Genomic DNA, 25,675 nt, shown 5'->3' on the forward strand with positions numbered 1-25,675 from the left:
TTACCCCTTGCTGACCTGTTGCGCTGCCTTGAGCTGCCGCCGCCGGGCATGCAGCACCGGCTCGGTATAGCCCGAAGGCTGGATGCGGCCGCGGAAGACCAGATCGCAGGCGGCCTGGAAGGCGATGCCGTCGAATTCCGGCGCCATCGGGATGTAGGCCGGGTCGTCGGCGTTCTGGCGGTCGACCACCGCGGCCATCTTCTGCATCGCCGCCATCACCTGTTCCTGGCTGACGACGCCGTGATGCAGCCAGTTGGCCAGCGCCTGGCTGGAAATGCGGCAGGTGGCGCGGTCTTCCATCAGGCCGACATCGTGGATGTCCGGCACTTTCGAGCAGCCGACGCCCTGATCGACCCAGCGCACGACGTAGCCGAGGATGCCCTGGGCGTTGTTCTCGATCTCGGACCGGATCTCGTCGTCGCTCCAGTTGACGCCCTGCGCCACCGGGATGGTCAGCAGGTCCGCCAGCGTGCCACGCGGGCCGCCGGCCTTGATCTCGGCCTGGCGGGCGAAGACGTCGACCTTGTGGTAATGGGTGGCATGCAGCGTGGCCGCGGTGGGCGACGGCACCCAGGCGCAGTTGGCCCCCGCTTCAGGGTGGCCGATCTTGGCCGCCAGCATGTCGGCCATCCTGTCCGGCATCGCCCACATCCCCTTGCCGATCTGGGCCTTGCCCGACAGGCCGCAGGCGAGGCCGATATCGACGTTGCGGTCCTCGTAGGACTGGATCCAGGCGGCGTGTTTCATGTCGCCCTTGCGGATCATCGGCCCGGCTTCCATCGAGGTGTGGATCTCGTCGCCGGTGCGGTCGAGGAAGCCGGTATTGATGAAGGCGACCCGGTGCCTGGCGGCCCGGATGCATTCCTTGAGATTGGCCGAGGTGCGGCGCTCCTCGTCCATGATGCCCAGCTTGACGGTATATTGCGGCAGGCCCAGCGCGGCCTCGACCCGGGTGAAGATCTCGTCGGCGAAGGCAACCTCCTCGGGGCCGTGCATCTTCGGCTTGACCACGTAGACCGAGCCGGTGACCGAGTTGCGCGGGCCGTCCGTCTTCTGCAGGTCGTGCAGGGCACCGAGCGTGGTGCAGAAGGCATCGAGCAGGCCCTCGAAGACTTCGTTGCCGTCCTGGTCCAGCACCGCCGGCGTCGTCATCAGGTGGCCGACATTGCGCACCAGCATCAGCGAGCGGCCCTTGAGGGTCAGCGCACCGCCATCGGCGGCGGTGAACTCGAGGTCGGGATGCAGGGCGCGGGTGATGGTCTTGCCGTTCTTCTCCAGCGTCTCGCGCAGGTCGCCGTTCATCAGGCCGAGCCAGTTGGCATAGGCCAGCGTCTTGTCCTCGCCATCGACGGCGGCGACCGAATCCTCGCAATCCATGATCGTCGAGACCGCGGCTTCGAGCCGGATATCCGAGACGCCGGCCTTGTCGGCCTTGCCGATCGGGTTGGCCGGGTCGATCTCGATGACGATATGGAGGTGGTTCTGCTTGAGCACGATGGCCGAGGGCGTCTCGGCCGCACCGGCATAGCCGACGAACAGGGCCGGGTCGGCCAGGCCGGTAACTTCGCTCGTCTGCGCGAAGAGGCCGCCATCCTCGACCCAGAGCCTGGCGACATCGGCCCAGGAGCCGGCGACCAGCGGCGCGGTTTCATCCAGGAACTTGCGGCCCCAGGCGATGACCTCGCCGGCGCGCTCCATGCTGAAGCCGCCGGCGGGCGGCAGGCTGCCCATCGCGTCGGTGCCGTAGAGCGCATCGTAGAGCGAGCCCCAGCGCGCGTTGGCGGCGTTGAGGGCATAGCGCGCGTTCATCACCGGCACGACCAGCTGCGGGCCGGGGATGCTGGCGAATTCCGGGTCGGTATTCTCGGTCTCGATGCTGAAATCGGGCCCCTCGGGGACGAGATAGCCGATCTCCTCGAGGAAGGCACGGTAGGCGCTCGCGTCATGCGGCTGGCCGCGACGGGCGACATGCCAGGCGTCGATCTTCTCCTGCAGCTCCTCGCGCCTGGCCAGGAGGGCCGCGTTCTTCGGCCCGAGTTCGTGGATCACGGCCGAGAGCCCGCCCCAGAACGCGTCTTCGCTGACGCCGGTTCCGGGCAGCGCCTTGCCGTCGATGAAGGATGCCAGTTCGGCATCCACCTGCAGCCCGTGTTTCTCGATCCGATCGGCCATCGCCGCGCCCTCCCGCCAATTCCTTCGGTATGCCATTGCACACATCTACGTGAGCCACCACGGAAAGGCAATAATCGGTAAAACAAAATTACCAATTTCCGCTTGAAGCTGTTTTCTGCCGACCCGAAGAATACAATGGACTGTCCCGCATGGCCTACAAATCAAGGCAAAGCTGGCCCGCCGGTGCCGCTGCGGTCCGGCGCCGGCGGCCGGGTTGCGCCGCGGGCCGCAGCGCGCGCCGTGCGGCGGCCGGATCGACCAGCGGCTCGGGATAGCGCCGACCCAGCAGGCCCTGCGCCCCGGACCACAGCCAGGGCGCGTGCAGATGCGCCTCGGGCACCGGCGCCAGTTCCGGCAGCCAGCTGCGCAGGAAGGCGCCGCGCGGATCCATCCGGCGCCCCAGCCGCAGCGGATCGACAGGGCGCCGCGCAAGCGCGGCCTGCCAGGCCGGCCAGAACAGCGCCGGGTGGTAATCGGTGAAACTGCGGGCCAGATGCAGCCCGGCCCCCGCCTCGACCCCGAGCAACCGCGCCGCCTGCGCCGTCATCTCGCGCAGCTCCGCGGGCAGCCAGCCGGTGGCGGCGAGATAGCGCAGCGTGGCGTCGAGGAACGGCAGCCCGGTCTCGCCCCGCGCGTAGGCCTCCGGCAGCGGCGCGGCCGTCGGCACCCGCGCCAGAGCGTCCCCGTCCCGCCGCGCCAACCGCGCCTCGAATGCCCTGAGGCCGCGCGTCCAGTCCCGGCCCGGCCGCGTGGCCCGCCGCGCCGCAGCCGCCGCCGCGACCTCCTCTCGCGACAGCACGCCCTGCGCCAGGTAGGGCGACAGCCGCGACGCCCCGCGCTCGGCCGCCGTCACCGAGGCGCCGGCGCGATAGCCCGCGGCCCGGGCGGCCAGGAAACTCTCCAGCATTGCCAGCCCCTGCGTCCGCCCGCCTTGCTGGCGGTTGGGGCAGCGATCCTCGGCCAGCCGCAGCGCCCGGGCAGTGGGGATCGGCCCCGGCGCAACGCCCGCCACCGGCCGCAGCGCCGCCGGCACCTCCGCCGCGCCCTGCGGCATTTCGATCCAGTCGATCCCCTGCCCGCGCGCCCAGTCCGCCAGCGCCCGGTCGCGCGCCACCTCCTCGACCGTCCCTTCCGCCGGATGGCTGACGATCGCGCCGATGCCGTGCTGCCGGCATAGCCTTTCCAGCACCGCGCGCGCCGGGCCGACCCGCAGCACCAGCGGCGCGCCCAGCGCCGCCAGCTCGGCCCGCAGGTCCTCCAGGCATTCGGCGGTGAAGTCCCATTGCCGGGCCGAGCGGTCCGGCGCCGCCCAGGCAGCGGGGTCGACCACGTAGAGCGGCAGCACCGCGCCGCGCCCGGCGGCCAGCGCGGCCGCATGGGACAGCGCCGGGTGGTCAGCGGCCCGCAGGTCGCGGCTGAATCGAATGAGAACATTCATGGAACAAACCTCTACCACTCCCGGCACACAGGTAAACCCCCCGCTTGCGCCTGCCGACCGAAGCTCTAGATTTCGCCACGCCTCAGCAGGAGACCCGTGATGACCGAGACCGCCGCCCAGACCATCCATCTGGCCGAGTACCAGCCGCCGAGCCACCTGATCGAGGACGTCTCGCTGACCTTCCGGCTCGATCCCAAGGCGACGCGGGTGCTCTCGGAAATCCGTTTCGTGCCCAACCCGGCACGGGAAGACGCATTGGCGGGCAAGGCCGACCTCCGGCTCGACGGCGTGCAGCTCAAGCTGATCTCGGCCGCCATCGACGGCAACCCGGTCGACGTCACGCCCGATGCCACCGGCCTGACCCTGCCCGCCGCCCTGCTGCCCGCCGGCCCCTTCACCTGGGAGGCGGAAGTCGAGATCGCCCCGGCCGAGAACACCGCGCTGGAAGGGCTCTACATGTCGAACGGCATGTATTGCACCCAGTGCGAGGCCGAGGGCTTCCGCAAGATCACCTATTACCTCGACCGCCCCGACGTCATGGCGCCGTTCCGGGTCCGGATCGAGAGCGACCTGCCGGTGCTGCTGTCGAACGGCAATCCCGTCGCCGCCGGGCCGGAGCTGGCGGAATGGGAGGATCCGTGGCCGAAACCCGCCTATCTCTTCGCCCTCGTCGCCGGCGACCTGGTCGCCCATATCGACCGCTTCGTCACCCGCTCGGGCGAGACCGTCGACCTGAATGTCTGGGTCCGGCCGGGCGACGAGGGCAAATGCGCCTATGCCATGGACAGCCTGAAACGGGCGATGAAATGGGATGAAGAGGTCTACGGCCGCGAATACGACTTGGACATTTTCAACATCGTCGCCGTCGATGACTTCAATATGGGGGCGATGGAGAACAAGGGGTTGAACATTTTCAACTCCAAATACGTTCTCGCCTCGCCCGAGACGGCGACCGACGACGACTTCGCCCGGATCGAGGCGATCATCGCGCACGAGTATTTCCACAACTGGACCGGCAACCGCATCACCTGCCGCGACTGGTTCCAGCTCTGCCTGAAAGAGGGGCTGACGGTGTTCCGCGACCAGTCCTTCTCGGGCGACATGCGCTCCCACGCGGTCAAGCGGATCGAGGACGTCCTTGACCTGCGCGCGCGCCAGTTCCGCGAGGATGCGGGGCCGCTGGCGCACCCTGTCCGGCCCGATCATTACCAGGAAATCAACAACTTCTACACCGCGACCGTCTATGACAAGGGCGCCGAGGTGATCGCCATGCTCAAGCGGCTGGTCGGCGATGACGCCTACCGCAAGGCACTCGACCTCTATTTCGAACGCCACGACGGCGAGGCGGCGACGATCGAGGACTGGCTCAAGGTCTTCGAGGACACGACCGGCCGCGACCTGAGCCAGTTCAAGCGCTGGTATACCGATGCCGGCACGCCGCATCTCAAGGTCACCGACGACTTCAAGGACGGCAGCTACACACTTCACTTCGAACAGGAAACCGCGCCGACGCCGGGCCAGGCGGAAAAGCCGCCGCGCGTCATCCCGATCGCTGTCGGCCTGCTCAACCCCAATGGCGACGAGGTGGTGCCGACGCAGATGCTGGAGATGACCGAGGCCAAGCAGAGCTTCAGCTTCGACGGCCTCGCCGCCCGGCCGGTACCCTCGATCCTGCGCGGTTTCTCGGCCCCGGTGATCCTCGAGCGCGAGACCAGCGCCGAGGAGCGCGCCTTCCTGCTCGCCCATGACACCGACCCGTTCAACCGCTGGGAGGCCGGGCGCGGCCTGGCCAAGCAGGTGCTGCTGCGGATGGTGACCGAGGGCGCCGCGCCCGCGCCGGGCTACCTGTCGGGGATCGAGGCGCTGCTGCGCGACAATGGCCTCGACCCGGCCTTCCGCGCCCTCGCCCTGCGGCTGCCGTCCGAGGACGACATGGCCCAGACGCTGCACGCCGCCGGCATCACCCCCGACCCGAGCCGCATCCACGCTGCGCGCCAGGACCTGCAGCGGGCGCTGGCCAGCCAGCTCTCGGCCCTGCTGCCGGCGCTTTATACCGAGATGGCGGTGCCCGGCGCCTACACGCCCGACGCTGCCGCCGCCGGCAAGCGCGCCCTGCGCGGCGCGGCGCTGGCATTGCTGACCCGGCTCGACGATGGCGCCACGGCGCAGGGCCAGTTCGCCAAGGCCGACAACATGACCGAACAGCTCGGCGCGCTCGCCGCCCTGCTCGACATCGGCAAGGGGACGGACGAGGTCACCGCCTTCGAGACCCGCTGGCGCGCCGACCGGCTGGTGATGGACAAGTGGTTCAGCCTGCAGGTGCTCTATGCCGCGCCCGAGGCCTGCGCCGCCACCGCCGCCCGCCTCACCGAGCATCCCGATTTCGACTGGAAGAACCCCAACCGCTTCCGCTCGGTGCTCGGCGCGCTGCCGGCCAATGCCGCCGGCTTCCACGATCCCTCGGGCGCCAGCTACCGGCTGCTGGCCGACTGGATCATCCGCCTCGACCCGCTCAACCCGCAGACCGCGGCGCGGATGTCGAGCGCCTTCGAAACCTGGGCCCGCTACGACGGCGACCGCCAGGACCTGATCTGCGGCGCGCTCGAGCGCATCCGCCAGACCCCGGGGCTGAGCCGCGACCTGAACGAGATGACCGCCCGCATGCTGGGAGCCAAAGATGCCTAGGACCGTCCTCGTCACCGGCGCCAGCGCCGGCATCGGCGCCGCCACCGCCCTCGCCGCCGCCAAGGCGGGCTGGGACGTCGCCATCGGCTACGGCCGCGACACCGCCGGCGCCGAGGCGACCGCCGCGGCGGCCCGCGCCGCCGGCGTCAGGGCCGAAATCCTGCAGGCCGACCTGGCCACGCCTGACGGGCCGGCACGGCTGTTTGCCGCCTTCGACGCCACGTTCGACCGGCTCGACGCGCTGGTCAACAATGCCGGCGTCGTCGACGTCGCCGCCCGGGTCGAGGAGATGGACCACGCCCGCCTCGCCCGCATGTTCCAGATCAACGCCATCGCGCCGATGCTCTGCGCCGGTGAAGCGGTGAGACGGATGTCCACCCGCCACGGCGGCGCCGGCGGCACCATCGTCAACATCTCCTCGGTCGCCGCCCGCACCGGCAGCGCCAACGAATATGTCGACTACGCCGCCAGCAAGGCCGCCGTCGACACCTTCACCAAGGGGCTGTCGAACGAGGTCGCGCGCGAGGGCATCCGGGTCGTCGCCCTGCGCCCCGGCCTGATCTATACCGAGATCCACGCCAAGGGCGGCGAGCCCGGCCGCGCCGACCGGCTCGCCGACCAGGTGCCGATGGGCCGCGTCGGCAGCCCGGACGAGATCGCCGCCGGCGTGCTCTGGCTGATCTCCGACGCCGCCTCCTACGTCACCGGCACCACGCTCGATATCTCCGGCGGGCGCTGAGGCGGGCGCTGATCTTCCCTCGGCTTTCACCCGAGCGAAAATATCCTCGGGGGTGAATGCGCGCCGCGCGCGCAGAGGGGGCAGACAGCCCCCTGCCCCGCTCTCCGTCCCGCGCCACCGCCGTTCCCGCCTTGCCCCTTTCCCCCGGTTGCGCTTAGAAGACGCCAAGGATGAAGGAACACCCGATGCTCGACCTCACGTTTGACGCCCCGAAACCGAAAGTGATCACCGGCGCCACCGCCGATTGGGAACTGGTGATCGGCATGGAAGTCCACGCCCAGGTCTCCTCGAAGGCCAAGCTGTTCTCCGGCGCCTCGACCGAATTCGGCGCCGAGCCGAATTCCAACGTCTCCTTCGTCGATGCGGCCATGCCCGGCATGCTGCCCGTCATCAACGAGTTCTGCGTCGAACAGGCGGTGCGCACCGGGCTCGGTCTGAAGGCCGAGATCAACCTGTTCTCGGCCTTCGACCGCAAGAACTACTTCTATCCCGACCTGCCGCAGGGCTACCAGATCAGCCAGCTCTACCACCCCATCGTCGGCGAGGGCGAGGTGCTGGTCGAGATGGGCCCGGGCGTCGCCCGCCGGGTGCGGATCGAGCGCATCCACCTCGAGCAGGACGCCGGCAAGTCGATCCACGACATGGACCCGAACCTCAGTTTCGTCGACCTCAACCGCACCGGCGTCGCGCTGATGGAGATCGTCAGCCGCCCCGACATCCGCGGACCCGAGGAAGCCGCGGCCTATGTCACCAAGCTGCGCCAGATCCTGCGCTATCTCGGCACCTGCGACGGCAACATGCAGAACGGCAACCTGCGGGCCGACGTCAACGTCTCGGTCTGCCGGCCGGGCGCTTACGAGAAATACCAGGAAACCCAGGATTTCAGCCATCTCGGCACCCGCTGCGAGATCAAGAACATGAACTCGATGCGCTTCATCCAGCAGGCGATCGATTACGAGGCCCGGCGCCAGATCGCGATTCTGGAAGACGGCGGCAAGATCGACCAGGAAACCCGGCTCTACGATCCCGACAAGGGCGAGACCCGGTCGATGCGCTCGAAGGAAGAGGCGCATGACTACCGCTACTTCCCCTGCCCCGACCTGCTGCCGCTGGAAATCGAACAGGGCTGGGTCGACGACATCGCCGCCAACATGCCCGAACTGCCGGACGCCAAGAAGGCGCGCTTCATGGCCGATTTCGGCCTGACCGATTACGACGCCTCGGTGCTGACGGCGGAACTGGATGCCGCGCGGTTCTTCGAGGAGGTCGCCAAGGGCCGCGACGGCAAGATGGCCGCCAACTGGGTCATCAACGAACTGTTCGGCCGGCTCAAGAAGGAAGGCCACGACATCACCGAAAGCCCGGTCAGCGCGGCGCAGCTCGGCGCGATCGTCGACCTGATCGCCAAGGGCGACATCTCGGGCAAGATCGCCAAGGAGCTGTTCGAGATCGTCTATACCGAGGGCGGCGACCCGGCGAAGATCGTCGAGGAGCGCGGCATGAAGCAGGTCACCGACATCGGCGCCATCGAGGTGGCGGTGGACGAGGTGATCGCCGCCAACCCGGCCCAGGTCGAGAAGGCCAAGGCGAATCCCAAGCTGGCCGGCTGGTTCGTCGGCCAGGTGCTCAAGGCGACCGGCGGCAAGGCCAACCCGGCGCAGGTCAACCAACTGGTGGCGCAGAAGCTGGGGCTGTAAGCCCCGGCAAGCCCCTGCCGAAGCGGCCGGATTTCCCAATCCCGGCTTGGACTTGGGGCGCGGTTGCGGTTAATGTCGCCGCGTCTGGGAACGGAGGCTGCCTGATGGACCGCTACGAATACAAGGTCGTGCCCGCGCCGAAGCGCGGCGAGAAGGTGCGCGGCGCCCGCCAGACCGAGGACCGCTTCGCCCAGGCGCTGATGACGGTGATGAATCGGCTCGGCCGCGACGGCTGGGAATATCTGCGCGCCGAAACCCTCCCCTGCGAGGAACGCAGCGGGCTGACCGGCCGCACCACGGCCTTCCAGAACATGCTGGTCTTCCGCCGCCGCGTCGGCGCCGGCGCCGAAGCGGATGGCGAACAGGCCCTACCCGAACGCGAACCGCTCTCCGAGGCCGCCGAGGCCAAGCTGGCCAGCATCCACGCCGTGCCGCCGCGCAAGGACGGACCGCGCCTGGTCTCGACCAATGACGAGGGCGGCAACGCGCCGAGCCTCGGCCCGGCCGAGCGTGGCGCGGACAAGAGAGACGACGCGGCGGAATAGGCCGGAACAGGCCGGCGCGCCTGCTGCGAACTCATAACGAGCCTTCGACCGGCACGGGACGGCCCGGGCGCAAGGGCGCGGCCCCCTGTCGCGCTCCATCCGGAACCTGCCTCGCCCGCGCGCCGGACGTCCCGTCCCCGCCGCCCTCGCCCTTCGGCCCGGGGCGCTGTGGCCCTCAGCCCCGCACCTCCAGGGCCAGCGCGTGAATCCGGCCCACCAGTTCCGGCCCCAGCGCGGCGTGAATCGCCCGGTGACGCTCGATCCGGCTCATCTCGGCGAAGGCCGGCGCCGCGATCCTGACCCGGAAATGGCTCTCGCCGCCCTCGCGATAGCCGGCATGGCCGCGGTGGCGCTCGCTCTCGTCCAGAACCTCCAGCGCCTCGGGCGCGAAGGCCTCGGTCAGCCGGGCGGTGATCTCTTCCGTGACTGTCATTTTCTTGCTGTCAACCCCTTCAATGCGGCGCGAAAAACCCTAAACTCATGCGTCCGAGTCGGAAAGGCAGGCAAATGACCAATCGTTCCCCGTTCGATTTCGACATCAGCGTCTCGTCTGACAAGAAGCGTCGCAACCGCGGCAAGCGCGGCATGTCGGGCGCCTTCGAGACGTCGAAGCGGATCTGCGAGCATCCCGGCTGTCAGGAGCCGGGCCAGTACCGCGCGCCGAAATCGCCCGACCACCTGGACGAGTATTACTGGTTCTGTCGCGACCACGTGCGCGAATACAATCTGAAATGGAACTTCTTCTCGGGCCAGACCGAAGAGGAATTCCAGCAGATGACCGACAGCGACCGGGTCTGGAACCGCGAGACCAAGCCGTTCGGCAAGAACGGCGAGCAGCGGGCCTGGCAGCGGCTGGGGATCGAGGACCCGATGGAATTGCTGGGCGAGAAGGCGACGCAGAACCCGGGCAAGACCCAGCAATTCGCCCGCAAGCTGCCGCCGACCGAACGCAAGGCGCTGGAAATCCTCGAGGCCAAGGACAGCTGGAGCCGGGTCGAGATCCGCAAGCAGTACAAGAGCCTGGTCAAGGATCTGCACCCCGACATGAACGGCGGCAACCGCGCCGACGAGGAGCGCCTGCAAGAGGTCGTCTGGGCCTGGGACCAGATCAAGGACAGCCGCTACTTCCGCGACTGATCCGCCCGGTGACGCGCTGCCGCCCGCCTGCGGCCGCCCTGCCCCTTGCACCCCCTCGCGATATGTTCCATCAAGCGGGGATTGGACAGGGGGCGGACCGCCCCACGGATACGAGAATGGCGGACGGCACGATGGATATGAACGCGAAACCCACCGAAGATATTTCGGTCCGCGAGGTCTTCGGGATCGACACCGACATGAAGGTCAAGGCGTTCGCCGACCGCAGCGACCGCGTGCCCGAGATCGACCCGACCTACAAGTTCGACCCCGACACCACGCTCGCCATCCTCGCCGGCTTCGCCTACAACCGCCGGGTCATGATCCAGGGCTATCACGGCACCGGCAAATCGACCCATATCGAGCAGGTCGCCGCGCATCTCAACTGGCCCTGCGTCCGGGTCAACCTCGACAGCCATATCAGCCGGATCGACCTGATCGGCAAGGACGCGATCAAGCTGCGCGACGGCGTCCAGGTGACGGAGTTCCAGGAAGGCATCCTGCCATGGGCCCTGCGCCACCCGACCGCGATCGTCTTCGACGAATACGATGCCGGCCGCGCCGACGTCATGTTCGTCATCCAGCGGGTGCTGGAACATGACGGCAAGCTGACCCTGCTCGACCAGAACGAGGTCATCACGCCGAACCCGTATTTCCGCCTCTTCGCCACCGCCAACACGGTCGGCCTGGGCGACACGACGGGCCTCTATCACGGCGTCCAGCAGATCAACCAGGCCCAGATGGACCGCTGGTCGCTGGTGGCGACGCTGAACTACCTCAGCCACGACGCCGAGACCATGATCGTCCTCGGCAAGGCGCCGCATTTCAACACCGAGAAGGGCCGCAAGACCGTCAGCCAGATGGTGACCGTCGCCGACCTGACCCGGACCGCCTTCATGAACGGCGACCTGTCGACGGTGATGAGCCCGCGGACGGTGATCAACTGGGCCTGGAACGCCGAGATCTTCCGCAATATCGGCTATGCCTTCCGCCTGACCTTCCTCAACAAGTGCGACGAGCTCGAGCGCCAGATCGTGGCCGAGTTCTACCAGCGCTGCTTCGACGAGGAACTGCCCGAAAGCGCCGCCTCGACGGCGATGCGGTGATGGCGGGGGCCGGCGGCCTCCATATCGGCCTGATCGGCGGCATCGGCGTCGCCGCGACCGTGGTCTATTACCAGCGCCTGACCGAGGCGGTGAAGGCGCGCGGCGGGCGGCTGGAACTGACCATCGTCCATGCCGACGTGCAGGAACTGATCCGCAACAACCTCGCCGACGACCGCGCCGCGCAGGCCGGGATTTACGCCCGCCTGCTCGCGCGGCTGAAGGCGGCGGGCTGCGACTGCGCCGCGATCACCTCGCTGGGCGGGCATTTCTGCTATGACGAGACGGTGCCGCTGTCGCCGCTGCCGCTGGTCTCGGCCGTGGCGCCGCTCGACGCCTATTTCGCCGACCAGGGCATCGGCTGCGTCGGGCTGCTCGGCACCCGCGTGGTGATGCGGACCCGGCTCTACGGCCAGCTCAAGCGCACCCGCGCGGTGGCGCTGGACGACGAGACCGAGGAACTGGGCCAGCGTTACCAGGACGTCGCCGTCGCCGGCACCTGCTCGGACGCGGACCGCGCGGCCTTCTTCGACGCCGGCCGGCGGATGGGCGAGGGCCTCGGCGCCGAGGCGATCGTGCTGGCGGGGACCGATCTCAACCTCGCCTTCGATGGCGTCCACGACCCCGGCTACAAGTGGATCGACGCGCTCGACGTCCATGTCGACCTGCTGGCCGACCTCGCCACCGGACGGCGCGGGCTCGATGGCCTGCCCGGCTGAGCCCTCCTCCTGCCCTCCGGGGCAGTCATCGCCACGGGAAGGCTCGGAGACCCCGACAAGCGCCGCCCGCGCGCTGCTGCTCATGGTCGCCCTTGCCGCCCCCGCCGCCGCCGCGGCGGGCGAAGCGCCCTCGCCCGCGGCCGAATGCGCCGCGCTGTGGTATGGCCGCGACGACTATGCCAAACGCTCGGCCTATCTCGACGCCGATCCCGGCGGGGTGGAACTGGCGCGCGCCTTCCGCGATGCGGCGGTGCGGCTCAATGGCGGCGATGCCGCCCCGGTCGATGCCTTCATCGCCAGGGAACGGCGCTACTGGGCGTTGCTGACCGAATCCTATGTCTATGCCGGCGATCCGGACAGCCGGAAGCTCTATCACGACCAGCTCGACCGCTGCGACGCGGTCGCCGCCGCCCAGCCGGAAACCCGCGCCTTGCGCTAGGTCTCAGCCCTCGGCCCCGGCGGCCAGGCTCTCGGCGAAGACGGTCAACGCCGGCCGCGTCGCCGCCCATAGCGTCACCAGCACCGCCAGCCCGCCGGCGGTCACGAACATCGCGTCGAGGCTGTAGCGCCCGAGCCCGCCCGAGAGCGCCTGCGACAGCGGCACCAGCCCGGTATTGGCGAACATCAGGAAGCTCATCACCCGGCCCAGCATCTCCTTCGGCGTGCGGTTCTGCATCCATGTGAACAGCAGGATCGCGACATAGCCGTTGCCCAGCCCCAGCGCCGCCAGCAGCACGAAATCGTCGAGGGTCGAGCCGATATAGCCCAGAACGTCGACCATCGCGCCGAAACCGAACAGCAGCGTCAGCAGGATCGCCTTGATCCCGCGCCCGCCCGGCCTGGGCAGGGAACCGGCAAGGATGAAACCGACGAGGTTGCCGGCCGAGAACGCCGCCATCAGCGTGCCGAAGGCAACCGCGCCCTCGGGCAGGCGCTCCTTGGCCAGCAGCGGGATGCCGATCAGCAGCGGCCCGATCAGCAGGAAGTTGATCGCCGCCAGCAGCAGGAACATCAGCCGCAGCGCCTCGTCTTGCCACAGGTAGCGGAAGGCGGCGCCGATCGCGGCGAAGATGCCCTCGCCCGCGCGCCCTTGCGCCCCCGGCAGCCCGCCGCCGCGCATCAGCACGAGGCAGCCGGCCGAGACCGCGAAGCTGGCCGCGTCGATGGCGAAGGCCAGCCCGACCCCAGTGAGCGAGCTGGCATAGGCGCCGATGACGATCCCGGCCAGGGTTGGGCCGACGAAGCCGGCGATCTGGGTGATGCCCATGATCAGCGCGTTGCCCGCCTGCAGGTCGTCGGACTGCACCAGCATCGGCACGATGCTGTTCTCGGCCGGCACCGCGAAGCCCGCGACCAGCCCGAAGGCGAGGCTGAAGGCGTAGAGCATCCACAGCTCGACCGCCCCGCCCAGCACCGCGACGGCCATCAGGGCGGTCAGGCCGAGCCGGATCGTGTCGGCCACCAGCATCATCCGGCGCGGCGACAACCGGTCGGTGATGGCGCCGCCGATCAGCATGAAGGCGGCTCGCGGCAGCCCTTCCAGCGCCAGGACGATCCCGAGCTTGAGCGGATCGCCGGTGAGCTGCAGCACCAGCCACGGCGTCGCGATCAGCGCGAACTGGTCGCCCAGCAGCGACAGGCTGGTGCCGCCGAAGAGCAGCCGGAAATCGCGCAGTGCGATCACCCGGCGCATCGGGTTCGGCCTGGCGGAGGGCTCGGTCATCGGTCTCTCCCCTCTGTTTCGGGGCGCCGCCGGAGGCCCCGCCCCGGCCCGGCGTCTCAATCCGTGTCGTATCCTGCGAAACGCGCCGCAGGGCAAGCCCGCGGGTCCGCCAGCGCCGCCGCGGGGCCGAGGAAAATGCGCCGCGACCCTCGGCCACTCTTGCCGCCGCGCCCGCGCGGTGCTTTATCTCAGCCATGAGCAAGCCGTCCGACAATCCCGCCGATCCCTTCAAGAAGGCTCTGGCCGAGGCCACCAAGACCATGGCCGACGATGCCGAGCTGACGGTCAGCTATTCGGTGGACCCGCCGGGCATGACCCGCGAGAACCTGCGCCTGCCGCAGGTCAGCCGCCGCATGACCCGCGACGAGGTGCTGCTGGCGCGCGGCACGGCCGACGCCTTCGCCCTGCGCCACAAGTACCACGACGACAAGACCCATGCCCGCTACGAGCCGACGGGCGAGATGGCGCGCAACCTCTACGAGGCGATGGAGACCGCTCGCTGCGAGGCGGTCGGCGCCCAGGAGATGCCGGGCACGGCCGGCAATATCGACGCCAAGATCAGCCACGAGGCCGAGCGCAAGGGCTATGACCAGATCACCAAGGCCGAGGACGCGCCGCTGGCCGCCGCCGCCGGCTACCTCGTCCGCCACCTCGCCACCGGGCGCGACCTGCCCAAGGGCGCCGGCAACGTCATGGAACTGTGGCGCGGCTTCATCGAGAGCCAAGCCGGCGGCACGCTTGAGAATCTCGACGACGTGCTGAACGACCAGACCGCCTTCGCCAAGCTGGCCCGCCAGGTGATCTCGGATCTCGGCTATGGCGACCAGCTGGGCGACGACCCGGACATGGAGGACGAGGACCAGGGCGAAGAGGCCGAGGAGGATCAGGAGAACCCCGACAGCCAGGGCGAGGAAGAGCAGGAGTCGGAAGAGGCCGAGGCCGCGCCCGAGGAGAGCCAGGAGCAGGAGCAGGACGAGAGCCAGGCCCAGGTCTCGATGGAGGACGAGGCCGAGACCGAGATGTCGGAAGACACCGAGATGCCCGAGGGCGAGGCGCCGGAAGAGCCGCCGCCACCGCCGCCGCATTCCGAGGCCGACCCGAACTACACCGTCTTCTGCACCGATTTCGACGAGGAGATCAAAGCCGAGGACCTGGCCGATCCGGCCGAGCTCGAACGGCTGCGCGCCTATCTCGACCAGCAGCTCGACCCGCTCAAGGGCGCCGTCGGCCGGCTCGCCAACAAGCTCCAGCGCCGGCTGCAGGCGCAGCAGAACCGCTCGTGGCTGTTCGACCTCGAGGAGGGCATCCTCGATGCCGGCCGCCTCGCCCGTGTCGTCGCCAACCCGACGACGCCGCTGTCCTTCAAGCAGGAGAAGGACACCGAGTTCCGCGATACCGTCGTCACCCTGCTGCTCGACAATTCCGGCTCGATGCGCGGCCGGCCGATCTCGATTGCCGCGATCTGCGCCGACGTGCTGGCGCGGACGCTGGAACGCTGCGACGTCAAGGTCGAGATCCTCGGCTTCACCACCCGCGCCTGGAAGGGCGGCCAGAGCCGCGAGAAATGGCTCGCCGCCGGCCGGCCGCAGCAGCCGGGCCGCCTCAACGACCTGCGCCACATCATCTACAAGGCCGCCGACGCGCCGTGGCGCCGGTCGCGGGCCAATCTCGGCCTGATGATGAAGGAAGGGCTGCTGAAGGAAAACATCGACGGCGAGGCGCTGGAATGGGCGCATCGGCGGATGATGGTCCGGCCCGAGGCGCGCAAGATCCTGATGGTGATTTCCGACGGCGCCCCGGTCGACGATTCGACCCTGTCGGTGAACCCGGCCAACTATCTCGAGAAGCACCTGCGCGACGTCATCGCCATGGTCGAGAAGCGCAAGCTGGTCGAGCTGATCGCCATCGGCATCGGCCACGACGTCACCCGCTACTACCAGCACGCGGTGACGATCACCGATGTCGAGCAGCTTGCCGGCGCGATGACCGAGCAACTGGCCAGCCTGTTCGACCACGATCCGCGCGCCCGGGCGCGGATGATCGGGATCCGGAAGGCGAGCTGACGGCGGCTCACCGCCGGGGCGCCTGCTGGCTCCCCGGTCGCGGTCACGGCTCCGGAGCGGGTCGCAGGACTGTCATGAAATCCCTCTAAGCTGCGCCCCGCAGGCGGTTTTTCCTTGCACCGCCGGCGCTGGGGGCTAGCTTGCGGGTACCCCTGAAAGACCCCGATGGAGTTTCCCTTGTTCCAGAGTTTTGCCGTCACCGCCCGCCCCGAACAGGGTCCGCCCCGGCTCAAGGCGCTGCGCGAGGTTCTGGGCAAGGCCGGGCTGACCGGCTTCCTGGTGCCGCGGGCGGACGTCCATCAGGGCGAATACGTCGCCCCGCATGACGAGCGTCTGGGCTGGCTGACCGGCTTCACCGGCTCGGCCGGGTTCTGCATCGTGCTGCCCGGGATCGCCGGGGTGTTCATCGACGGCCGCTACCGGGTGCAGGTGAAGGCCCAGGTCGATCTCGACCATTTCACCCCGGTGCCCTGGCCCGAGACCAAGCCGGGCGACTGGCTGCGGCAGCAACTGCCCGCGGGCGGCACCGTCGGCTTCGACCCGTGGCTGCATACGGCGGACGAGCTGTCGAAGATCGAGACCTCGTTGCAAGGCAGCGGCATCAGCCTGAGCCCGTGCGAGAACCTCGTCGACGCGATCTGGGACGACCAGCCCGCCCCGCCGCTGGGCAAGGTCCGGGTCCAGCCGCTCGACTATGCCGGCGAAAGCGCGGCCGAGAAATGCGCCCGGCTGGCCGAACAGCTGCGCCAGGAGGGCCAGAGCGCCGCCGTCATCACCCTGCCCGACAGCATCAGCTGGCTGTTCAACATCCGCGGCAGCGACGTTGCCCGCAATCCCGTCGTCCATGCATTCGCCATCCTGCATGACGACGCCCGGACGACCCTGTTCATCGATCCGGCCAAGCTGGACGACGAGACCCGCGCCGCGCTCGGCGACGGCGTCACGCTGCGGCCGCCCGAGGCCTTCGTCCCCGCCCTGCACACGCTTGCCGGCCCGGTCCGCGTCGACCGTGCCACCGCCCCCTTCGCCGTCAGCCAGGAGCTCGACGCCGCTGGCATCGCCCATGTCTGGGGCCAGGACCCGTGCCTGCTGCCCAAGGCCTGCAAGAACGCGGCCGAGATCGAGGGCGCGCGCCAGGCCCATCTGCGCGACGGCGCCGCGATGGTCGAATTCCTCGCCTGGCTCGACGCCGAGGCGCCGGGCGAGCTGACCGAGATCGACGTGGTCACGAAGCTCGAAGGCTGCCGCCGCGCCACCAACGCGCTGCAGGAGATCAGCTTCGAAACCATCTGCGGCTCGGGCCCGCATGGCGCGATCATGCATTACCGGGTGACCGAGGAGACCAACCGCAAGCTGGCGAGCGGCGAGCTGCTGGTGGTCGATTCCGGTGGCCAGTACCTCGACGGCACCACCGACATCACCCGCACCATCGCCATCGGAGAACCGCCCGAGGAGGCCGCCGTCGCCTATACCCGGGTGCTGCAGGGGATGATCGCGATCAGCCGGGTGCGCTGGCCCAAGGGGCTGGCCGGGCGCGATCTCGACCCGCTGGCGCGCTACAACCTTTGGCTGGCGGGGCAGGATTTCGATCATGGCACCGGCCATGGCGTCGGCTCCTACCTCTCGGTCCACGAAGGCCCGCAGCGGATCTCGCGGATTTCCGAGGTCCCGCTCCAGCCCGGGATGATGCTGTCGAACGAGCCCGGCTACTATCGCGAGGGCGCCTTCGGCATCCGGATCGAGAACCTCGTCGCGGTGATCGAGGCCCCGGCCCTTGCCGGCGCCGACGATCGCGCCATGTTGGCCTTCGAGACCCTGACCTGGGTTCCGGTCGACCGCCGGCTGATCCGGGCCGAGATGCTCTCGCCGGGCGAGCGTGCCTGGCTCAACGACTACCACGCTCATGTGCGGCGCCTGATCGGCCCCCGCGTTTCCGACGAGGCGCAGGCATGGCTCGAGACGGCGACTGCGCCGATCTGACGCGCACGCCGTCCGGCGAGCTGCGGTACAAGGACATCGACAGTCGAAGGAGGGGGACGGCATGGCCGAACAAATTCGTATTACCAAGGCCCCGGGCACTTGGGTGGTGCGCGCCGGCGGAGCGGTTCTGGGCGAAAGCGCCGAGGCGCTGGAACTGAGCGAGGGCAGCCGCGCGCCGGTGATCTACTTCCCGCGCGACCACATCGCGATGGCGTTCCTCGACGACTCCGAGACCAGGACGACCTGCCCGCACAAGGGCGAGGCGAGCTACTTCTCGATCGTGACCAAGTCGACGACGATCCCGGACGCGGCCTGGAGCTACGAGACACCGCTGGACGGGGCCGCCCGCATCGCCGGCTACCTCGCCTTCGATCCCGAGAAGGTGACGGTCGAGCGGATCTGAGGACGGGACGGCGGCGCCTCCTGATGCAGCCGAAGCGGCGAGAGGGCGGGGTTTCATCGGCCGCACGTTTGAGGCGGTAGCCCATGGCCAGCCTTTCCACCAGGCATGGCGTAAGCAGGGCGAGCGCCTGCCTGTGGGATGGCGCTCGCAACACTTGAACCCTGCACTTTATGGCAGCCAAGCCCCTCACAACTCTGAACATCGCGCACGGCCCCCGAAGCGCCAGCCCGCCGGGACGGGCAGGCGCTCGCCCTGCGCGTTTCACGCGCGCACCGGGCAGTATTAGCGCCTCGTAGGACTTCGGAAATCGAGCCTGGCCGGACGGGGCCAAGCCGCGGCGCCCATCAGCTCCGGTAATCGCGCATCACCACCTCGCCGATGGCATCGCGGGTCAGCACGCCGACCACGTTCTCGGCCCGCGGCATCCGCTTCTCGGGGATCACCAGCACCGCCTTGTGGCCGCGATCGGCCATGTGGCTCATCACCGATTCCAGGAACGAGGTCTCGCGCACCACCCCGACCGGGCTCAGGATCGGCCCCAGCGTCCGCGTCGGCTGCTCGGGATCGACCTCGACCACGCCGGTGATGCTGCGGCCCTCGGTGACCACGACATAGCTTGCCGGCACGTCGCCCGCCGGCCGCACCATGGCCGGCGGCTTGACCGCCGCGGCCTCCATCGTGCCCACCACCGGCCGCATCACCGTCCGCGCCATGCGGATACCGAACATGTGCGAGCGCAGCCCGTGCGGGATGTGGTGGCCGCGCCGGGCCAGCTTGGTGGTGTAGATGTCCTGCGGCGACAGGCCGGTGCGGACGCCGACGGCACAGGCGACGGCGATGATCGCCGCCACGGTGATCGAGTAGTCGCCGGTCATCTCGAACAGCATGATGATCGAGGTGATCGCCGCCCCGGTCGAGCTGCCGACGATCGCCGCCATGCCGATCAGCGCGAAGGTGACGGTGTTGAAGCCGAGGAAGGGGAAGGCCATGTTGAGCAGCGCCCCGAACGAGGCCCCGAGCGCCGCGCCGAGGAACAGCGAGGGCGAGAAGACGCCGCCCGAGGCGCCGCCGCCGAGGCTGATCGAGGTCGCCGCCATCTTCAGCACGAAGAGCAGCATCAGGAAGCCCGGGGCGGTCAGCTGCCCGGTCAGGATCAGCTGGATCGTGGCGTAGCCGACGCCCTGGGTGTGATACATGCCGGTGGTCAGCAGCAGCACGTAGAACAGCACGCCGAGCGAGGTCATGGCGATGACGTTCTTGACGTAATCGTTGACCTTCATGCCGTCGAAGAGGTCCTCGGTCCAGTAGAGCGCCTTGACGAACAGGGTCCCCGCCAGCCCGGCGATCAGCCCGAACAGCACGTAGAGCGGCAGCATGTCGACCGAGAGCGGGACGAAGATCTCGGGCCGCTCGTAGGTGGCGACGAGGAAGGCCGGCTCCATGCCGAAGGCGAGCCGGCCCATATAGGTCGCGGTGCCGGTGGCCAGCACCAGCGGCAGCAAGGTGCGCGAGGTGAACTCGGGCAGCATCAGTTCGACCGCGAACAGCACCGCGCCCAGCGGCGTGTTGAACGTGGCGGCGATGCCGGCGCCGGCGCCGGCGGCGACCAGGGTGATGACCTGCGAGGTGCGCAGGTGGAACACCTGCCCCAGCACCGAGCCCATGCCCGAGCCGATCTGGATGATCGGCCCCTCGCGCCCGACCGAGGCCCCCGAACCGATCGACAGCGCCGAGGCCAGCGACTTGATGATCACCACCGCGGGCCGGACGCGCCCGGCCTTGTAATAGATCGCGTCCATCACCTCGGGCACGCCGTGGCCCTTGGCCTCGGGCGCGTAGCGCTTGACCAGGAAGACGACGATCAGGCCGCCGACCACCGGGGCGAGGATGACGAAGGGACCGAAGGGGCCCGGCAGCGTCGGCTCGTTGGCCTCGTAATGCAGCGACAGCTCGCCGAGGAAGAACAGGTTGTGGATGACCGAGATCAGCATGCGCAGGAAGATCGCGCCCAGACCGGCGACGACCCCGATCACCACCGCCATCAGCGACAGGGCGACCACGGAAGCCTGGCGGGAGTCGGTGGCGGGGGTTTTGGCCATGATCTGTATGAAACTCCCTTCCCCGGCGCGGCCGTTCCGCGGGCGGGGCCAAAAAGTGAATGCGCTCCAAGACGATACATTCCACTGTTGCGTCGGAGCTAGGGTTTTTGTCAACTGGGGCAAATGTCCCAACCCCGCCTCGACGCAACCGGCCCCGGCCGACTTGCATTGATGCATCACCGAAGAGGCCCGTCATGCCGGCCATGCCGCCCCTGATCGAACGCCGCCGGCTGCGGCTGCGCCGCGACACGCTCTACCTGCTGCTGGCGGCGGCGGTCTTCGGGATCGCCTATTTCGGCTATCTCGCGGTCCAGAACTACCGCGCCGAAGCCTATTACGAGGAACTGCGCAAGACCGATCCGGTGCGCTATCTCGACGACCTGCGCAAGAACGAGGGCTTTGCCAATTACCTCGACAAGTTCCGCCTGCTCGAGGGCTACTACGCCCCCAAGGCCGCCGCGCCGCCCTTCCTGGTCGGGCGCTGGACGCTGCAGCCCCGGCCGCTGCGGGTGGCGCCGGGCACCGTCTTCGCCGATTGCCAGGACGTGCTGGTCTTCGAACGCGGCCTGGTCGAGATGACGGTGAACGGCAAGCTGACGACCTTCCCCACCACCTATCGCATCTACAACCAGAGCATCCAGCTGATGGGGCTGAACGCGCTCGAGGTCAAGCTGGTCAGCTACGGCGCCGCGATCGACCATCTTGAACTTACCCCGCCGGGGCGCGACAAGACCTTCTACGGCTATCGCTGCGGCGACTGAGGACACCCATGACCAACCTGCCCGACGACACCCGCGCCGCCCTCGGCGCCCTTCTCGGCTCGCGCCTGAGCCTGTCGGACTCCGACCGCGCCCTGCACGGCCGCAGCGAGACCCATATTCCCGACGCGCCGCCCGATGCCGTCGCCTATCCCGAGACCACCGAGGAGGTGGCCGGGATCGTCCGCATCTGCGCCGCCGCCGGGGTGCCGCTGATCGGCTGGGGCGTCGGCAGCTCGCTCGAGGGCCACGCGCTGGCGGCGAAGGGCGGCGTCACCGTCGATTTCACCCGCATGGCCAAGGTGCTCGAGGTCCATCCCGAGGACATGGTCGCCCGGGTCCAGCCCGGCATCACCCGCGAGGCGCTGAACACCGAGCTGCGGGCGACCGGGCTGATGTTCCCGGTCGATCCCGGCGCCAATGCCACGCTGGGCGGCATGGCGGCGACCCGGGCCTCGGGCACCACGGCGGTGCGCTACGGCACCATGCGCGACAACGTGCTCGGGCTCGAGGCGGTGCTGGCCGACGGCCGGGTGATCCGCACCGGCACCGCGGCACCGAAATCCTCGGCCGGCTACGACCTCACCGGCCTCTTCGTCGGCGCCGAGGGCACCCTCGGCCTGATCACCGAGCTGACCCTGCGCCTGCATGGCCAGCCCGAGGCGATCTCGGCCGCCGTCTGCGCCTTTCCGGCGATGGAACCGGCGGTCGAGACCGTGATCCTGACCATCCAGTCCGGCATCCCGATGGCCCGGATCGAGTTCATCGACGCCGCCACCGTCGCCGCCTTCAACGCCCAGTCCGGCGCCGGCATGCCCGAACAGCCGCATCTGATGATCGAGTTCCACGGCTCCGAGGCCGGCGTCGCCGAACAGGCCGCCCGCTTCGGCGAGATCGCCGACGAGATGGGCGCCGAGGGCTTCCAGTGGGCGGCGCAGGCCGAGGACCGCTCGAAACTGTGGAAGATGCGGCACGAGGCCTATCACTCGATCCTGCGCCAGCGCCCCGGCGCCACCGCCTGGGTGACGGATGTCTGCGTCCCGATCTCGCGCCTGGCCGAGGCGGTCGAGGAGACCCGGGCCGAGATCGCCGCCAGTTCCATCCCCGGCCCGATCCTGGGCCATGTCGGCGACGGCAATTTCCACGCCATCCTGCTGACCGATCCCGGCGATGCGCGGGAAGAAGCCGAGGCCAAGCGGCTTGCCGCCAACATGGCCGACCGGGCGCTGCGCCTGGGTGGCACCGTCACCGGCGAACATGGTATCGGCCTGGGCAAGCTCGATTACATGGAGCGCGAACATGGGGCAGGCTGGGACGTGATGGGCGAGATCAAGCGGGCGCTGGACCCGAAGAACCTGATGAATCCGGGCAAGATGGTGCGGCAGGATGCCGGTTGACGCGCCCGAGGGCTTTGCCCGCGCCTTTTCGTCGGCCTGGCTGGCGCGCGACGTCGCCGAACTGGTCGGCCTGTTCGCCGAGGATGCCGATTTCCTGACCCTGACCGGCGACTGGGCCGAGGGCCGCCAGGCCATCGCCCGCACCGTCACCGGAGAGCTCAAGGGCGCCTTCGCCCGGGCCCGGCTGGTGACCGGCCGGGCCAAGCTGCGGCCGCTGGGGCCGGAGGCCGCCGTGGTGCATCAACGCTTCGTGCTCAGCGGCGTGCTCAATCCCGACGGCAGCGATGCCGGCCGGATCGCGACCATCCTGATGGCGGTGCTGCAGCGCACGCCGGCCGGCTGGCAGGCGGTCTCGGCCCAGTTCAACGTCGAGGAAAGCTGAGACGGCGGCGGGGGACTGCCTGCCCCGGCCCCCCGAGGACATTTCCCCAAAGCTGAATGGGGCGGCGCTAGCCCTGCAGCAGGGCGCGGGCGGCGGCCCTCGCCTCTTCGGTGATGCTGTCGCCGGCGAGCATGCGGGCGATCTCGTCAACGCGTTCGGCTTCGGAGAGCGGGGTGACGGTCGAGGTGGTCATGCCGCCCTCGACGCGTTTCTCGACCCGCCAGTGATGGGCACCGCGGGCGGCGACCTGGGGCGAATGGGTGACGACCAGCACCTGGGCGTCGTCGGAGAGCCGGCGCAACCTGCGGCCGACGGCATCGGCGGTGGCGCCGCCGACGCCACGGTCGATCTCGTCAAAGATCATCGTCAGCGCCGTCGCCTCGCGCGTCAGGCAGACCTTGAGCGCCAGCAGGAAGCGCGACAGCTCGCCGCCCGAGGCGATGCGGTTGAGCGGCCCGGCCGGGGCGCCGGGATTGGTGGCGACGGTGAAGGCGACGCTGTCGGCGCCCTCGGGGCCCGGCTCGGCCGGCGTGACCTTGGTGGCGAAGACGGCGCGCTCCATCTTCAGCGGCGCCAGCTCCCCGGCCATGGCGGCGTCGAGCCGGGCGGCGGCCTCGGTCCGGGCGGCGGTCAGCGCGTCGCAGGCGGCGCGGTGGCCGGCGCGGGCCTCGGCGGCGGCCTTGCGCAGCTCCCCCAGCGTCTTCTCGCCGCTGTCGAGGGCGGCCAGACGGTCGCGCAGCTCGATGGCGAAGGTGCCAAGCTCGTCGGGAATGACGCCGTGCTTGCGCGCCAGCGCCCGGATGGCGAAGAGCCGCTCCTCGGCCGCTTCGAGCTCGGCCGGGTCGTGGTCGAGCCCGTCGAGGCAGTCCGAGACGCCCTGCTCGGCCTCGCCCAGTTCGATCAGCGCCCGGTTCAGCGCCGCCAGCGCGGCATCGAGCCGGCCCTCGGCCTGGTCGGCGACGCCTTCGAGCCAGCGCAGCGCATCGGTCATCGGCCCCTCGGCGCCCTGCGGTCCGAGCGCGTTCCGGGCCCGCGCGATATCCTCGCGGATCCGCGCCGCCGCCTGCATCGCCCGGCGGCGGGCGTCGAGCTCGGCCTCCTCGCCCGGCTGCGGGTCGAGCTGATCCAGCTCGGCCACCGCGTGGCGCAGGAACTCCTCCTCGGCCCGGACCCGGTCGAGCGCGGCCTCCTCGGCCTCGAACTTGCGCTGTGCCGCCGCCAGGTCGGCCCAGGCGGCCTTGACGGCGGCGACCAGCGGCGCGGTGCCGGCGAAGGCATCGAGCAGCTCGCGATGGCCGCGCGGGTTGAGCAGGCCGCGGTCGTCATGCTGGCCATGCAGCTCGACCAGCGTGTCCGACAGCGCCCGCAGCACCTCGCCCGTCGTCCGGCGGTCGTTGACCCAGGCGGTCTTGCGGCCCTCGGCGGTATTGACCCGGCGCAGCAACAGCTCGTCCGCGGCCGGCAGCCCCGCCTCGGCCAGCACCGCCCGCGCCGGATGACCCTCGGGCAGGTCGAACACCGCCGTCACCTCGCCCTGCGCCGCGCCCGCCCGCACCAGATCGGCGCGGCCGCGCCAGCCGAGCACGAAGCCGAGCGAATCGAGCAGGATCGACTTGCCGGCGCCGGTCTCGCCAGTCAGCACGTTGAGGCCGGACTGGAAATCCAGTTCCAGCCGGTCGATGATCAGCATGTCGCGAATGTCGAGACTGCGTAGCATGTCACGGGGCCATAGCGTTCAGAGCCATTCGCCCTTGATCATCTGGCGATAGATCTCGCGCAGCCAGCCGTTGCCACGGGCCTCGGGCTTCAACCCCTTGCCCTTCAGCAGGTCGAAGCTCTCCTGATAGAATGGGCTGGACTGGAAGTTGTGGCCCAGGATCGCCGCCGCCGTCTGCGCCTCGTCGTTCAGGCCGAGGGCGAGGTAGGATTCGACCAGCCGGTGCAGCGCCTCGGGCGTCTGGCTGGTGGTCTGGAAATTCTCGACCACCGCGCGGAAACGGTTGATCGCGGCGGTGTAGTTGCCGCGCTTGAGGTAGTAGCGGCCGATCTCCATCTCCTTGGCGGCGAGATGGTCGAAGGCGAGGTCGAACTTCAGAATCGCCGAGCGGGCATATTCGCTGTTGGGGTATTTCTCGATCACGTCGCGCAGCGCCTGCAACGCCTGGTAGGTCAGGCCCTGGTCGCGGCCGACGGCGTCGATCTGGTCGTAATAGCTCAGCGCCAGCAGGTACTGCGCATAGGCCGCGTCCTCGTCGGCGGGATAGAAATCGAGGTAGCGCTGCGCCGCGGCGCGCGCCTTCTCGTATTCGCGATCCTTGTGATACGAGAAGGCCTCCATGATCAGCGCCCGCTTGGCCCAGCTCGAATAGGGATAAAGGCGCTCGACCTCGCTGAAGTAATGGGCCGCGTCCTTGGCCCGGCGCTGGGTTTCGAGCTCGTATTCGCCGCGCTTGTAGATCTGTTCGGCGGTGAACTTGTCGAGCTGGATGTCCTTGGGGTCCTTCTGGCCACAGGCGGCAAGCACCGCCACAAGCGCAACCGAACCGATCAGCCTTGCCACCGAGCCGCCGCCTGCCATGATCCGCCTACCCCATCACCGTATCGGGGTTTTCGGCTGCGCCGTTCGCCCCCTCTTCCG

At 69.3% G+C, this 25,675-nt stretch carries 21 protein-coding genes; 14 read left to right on the plus strand and 7 right to left on the minus strand.

Annotated features, from left to right (window positions below):
• Both ACFOES_RS11055 and ACFOES_RS11060 read right to left on the minus strand, forming a co-directional pair.
• The gene (locus tag ACFOES_RS11055; RefSeq protein ID WP_377833330.1) at nt 1-2,172 is read right to left on the minus strand and encodes a malate synthase G; all 2,172 of its coding nucleotides are present in this window, start codon (nt 2,170-2,172) and stop codon (nt 1-3) included.
• Between the two features lie 154 nt (nt 2,173-2,326).
• Complete coding sequence (locus ACFOES_RS11060) at nt 2,327-3,610, minus strand: FAD-binding domain-containing protein (protein WP_377833331.1); 1,284 nt, start codon at nt 3,608-3,610, stop codon at nt 2,327-2,329.
• 99 nt (nt 3,611-3,709) lie between these two features.
• Here ACFOES_RS11060 and pepN point away from each other — a divergent pair, with 99 nt between their 5' ends.
• From pepN to ACFOES_RS11080, 4 genes are all read left to right on the plus strand, one after another.
• On the plus strand, nt 3,710-6,295 hold the full coding sequence (gene pepN / locus ACFOES_RS11065; RefSeq protein WP_377833333.1) for an aminopeptidase N: 2,586 nt from the start codon (nt 3,710-3,712) through the stop codon (nt 6,293-6,295).
• Nucleotides 6,288-7,034: an SDR family oxidoreductase gene (locus tag ACFOES_RS11070; protein ID WP_377833334.1), complete on the plus strand. Its 747-nt coding sequence runs from the start codon at nt 6,288-6,290 to the stop codon at nt 7,032-7,034. The genes pepN and ACFOES_RS11070 overlap by 8 nt, the downstream gene beginning before the upstream one ends.
• A gap of 185 nt (nt 7,035-7,219) precedes the next feature.
• Nucleotides 7,220-8,731 (plus strand): Asp-tRNA(Asn)/Glu-tRNA(Gln) amidotransferase subunit GatB, encoded by a 1,512-nt coding sequence (gene gatB / locus ACFOES_RS11075; RefSeq protein ID WP_377833557.1) that lies wholly within the window; start codon nt 7,220-7,222, stop codon nt 8,729-8,731.
• Between the two features lie 104 nt (nt 8,732-8,835).
• Nucleotides 8,836-9,276: a DUF4177 domain-containing protein gene (locus ACFOES_RS11080; protein WP_377833335.1), complete on the plus strand. Its 441-nt coding sequence runs from the start codon at nt 8,836-8,838 to the stop codon at nt 9,274-9,276.
• Between the two features lie 175 nt (nt 9,277-9,451).
• On the opposite strand, the gene ACFOES_RS11085 is transcribed toward ACFOES_RS11080, so the two are convergent.
• Nucleotides 9,452-9,709 carry a BolA family protein gene (locus ACFOES_RS11085; protein WP_377833336.1) on the minus strand — a complete coding sequence of 86 codons (258 nt, stop codon included), beginning with the start codon at nt 9,707-9,709 and terminating at the stop codon, nt 9,452-9,454.
• Nucleotides 9,710-9,783: 74 nt separating this feature from the next.
• On the opposite strand from ACFOES_RS11085, the gene ACFOES_RS11090 reads away from it, so the two are divergent.
• The 4 genes from ACFOES_RS11090 (at nt 9,784) to ACFOES_RS11105 (ending at nt 12,671) form a co-directional block, all read left to right on the plus strand.
• On the plus strand, nt 9,784-10,413 hold the full coding sequence (locus ACFOES_RS11090; protein ID WP_377833337.1) for a DnaJ domain-containing protein: 630 nt from the start codon (nt 9,784-9,786) through the stop codon (nt 10,411-10,413).
• 116 nt (nt 10,414-10,529) lie between these two features.
• Nucleotides 10,530-11,516, plus strand: a complete 987-nt coding sequence (gene cobS, locus ACFOES_RS11095; protein WP_377833338.1) for a cobaltochelatase subunit CobS — start codon at nt 10,530-10,532, stop codon at nt 11,514-11,516.
• Nucleotides 11,516-12,232 (plus strand): aspartate/glutamate racemase family protein, encoded by a 717-nt coding sequence (locus ACFOES_RS11100; RefSeq protein ID WP_377833339.1) that lies wholly within the window; start codon nt 11,516-11,518, stop codon nt 12,230-12,232. Before cobS ends, ACFOES_RS11100 begins: the two co-directional genes overlap by 1 nt.
• A gap of 82 nt (nt 12,233-12,314) precedes the next feature.
• Entirely contained in the window at nt 12,315-12,671 is a 357-nt protein-coding gene (locus ACFOES_RS11105; RefSeq protein WP_377833340.1) for a hypothetical protein, read from the plus strand.
• Nucleotides 12,672-12,674: 3 nt separating this feature from the next.
• On the opposite strand, the gene ACFOES_RS11110 is transcribed toward ACFOES_RS11105, so the two are convergent.
• Nucleotides 12,675-13,955: an MFS transporter gene (locus tag ACFOES_RS11110; RefSeq protein ID WP_377833341.1), complete on the minus strand. Its 1,281-nt coding sequence runs from the start codon at nt 13,953-13,955 to the stop codon at nt 12,675-12,677.
• A gap of 194 nt (nt 13,956-14,149) precedes the next feature.
• Here ACFOES_RS11110 and cobT point away from each other — a divergent pair, with 194 nt between their 5' ends.
• The 3 genes from cobT to ACFOES_RS11125 all read left to right on the plus strand — a co-directional run bounded on the left by cobT (nt 14,150) and on the right by ACFOES_RS11125 (nt 18,401).
• Complete coding sequence (cobT, locus tag ACFOES_RS11115; RefSeq protein ID WP_377833342.1) at nt 14,150-16,018, plus strand: cobaltochelatase subunit CobT; 1,869 nt, start codon at nt 14,150-14,152, stop codon at nt 16,016-16,018.
• A gap of 177 nt (nt 16,019-16,195) precedes the next feature.
• Nucleotides 16,196-17,998, plus strand: coding sequence for an aminopeptidase P family protein (locus tag ACFOES_RS11120; RefSeq protein WP_377833558.1), 1,803 nt, complete (start codon nt 16,196-16,198; stop codon nt 17,996-17,998).
• A gap of 61 nt (nt 17,999-18,059) precedes the next feature.
• A complete protein-coding gene (locus ACFOES_RS11125; RefSeq protein WP_377833343.1) occupies nt 18,060-18,401 on the plus strand; it encodes a DUF427 domain-containing protein in 342 nt (113 codons plus the stop codon).
• Nucleotides 18,402-18,745: 344 nt separating this feature from the next.
• Here the strand turns inward: ACFOES_RS11125 and ACFOES_RS11130 are convergent, their stop codons facing one another.
• Entirely contained in the window at nt 18,746-20,500 is a 1,755-nt protein-coding gene (locus ACFOES_RS11130; protein ID WP_377833344.1) for a chloride channel protein, read from the minus strand.
• A gap of 203 nt (nt 20,501-20,703) precedes the next feature.
• Between ACFOES_RS11130 and ACFOES_RS11135 the strand changes: the two genes are divergently transcribed.
• The 3 genes from ACFOES_RS11135 to ACFOES_RS11145 are packed head-to-tail and all read left to right on the plus strand — an operon-like array spanning nt 20,704 to nt 23,037.
• Nucleotides 20,704-21,261, plus strand: coding sequence for a hypothetical protein (locus ACFOES_RS11135; protein ID WP_377833345.1), 558 nt, complete (start codon nt 20,704-20,706; stop codon nt 21,259-21,261).
• Between the two features lie 8 nt (nt 21,262-21,269).
• On the plus strand, nt 21,270-22,655 hold the full coding sequence (locus ACFOES_RS11140; protein ID WP_377833346.1) for an FAD-binding oxidoreductase: 1,386 nt from the start codon (nt 21,270-21,272) through the stop codon (nt 22,653-22,655).
• Nucleotides 22,645-23,037 (plus strand): YybH family protein, encoded by a 393-nt coding sequence (locus ACFOES_RS11145; RefSeq protein WP_377833347.1) that lies wholly within the window; start codon nt 22,645-22,647, stop codon nt 23,035-23,037. Before ACFOES_RS11140 ends, ACFOES_RS11145 begins: the two co-directional genes overlap by 11 nt.
• A gap of 67 nt (nt 23,038-23,104) precedes the next feature.
• On the opposite strand, the gene recN is transcribed toward ACFOES_RS11145, so the two are convergent.
• Nucleotides 23,105-24,754: a DNA repair protein RecN gene (gene recN / locus ACFOES_RS11150; RefSeq protein WP_377833348.1), complete on the minus strand. Its 1,650-nt coding sequence runs from the start codon at nt 24,752-24,754 to the stop codon at nt 23,105-23,107.
• Between the two features lie 18 nt (nt 24,755-24,772).
• The gene (locus tag ACFOES_RS11155; RefSeq protein WP_377833349.1) at nt 24,773-25,615 is read right to left on the minus strand and encodes an outer membrane protein assembly factor BamD; all 843 of its coding nucleotides are present in this window, start codon (nt 25,613-25,615) and stop codon (nt 24,773-24,775) included.
• Between the last annotated feature and the right edge of the window lie 60 nt (nt 25,616-25,675).

Source organism: Acidimangrovimonas pyrenivorans (assembly GCF_042643245.1).
Classification (GTDB): domain Bacteria; phylum Pseudomonadota; class Alphaproteobacteria; order Rhodobacterales; family Rhodobacteraceae; genus Acidimangrovimonas; species Acidimangrovimonas pyrenivorans.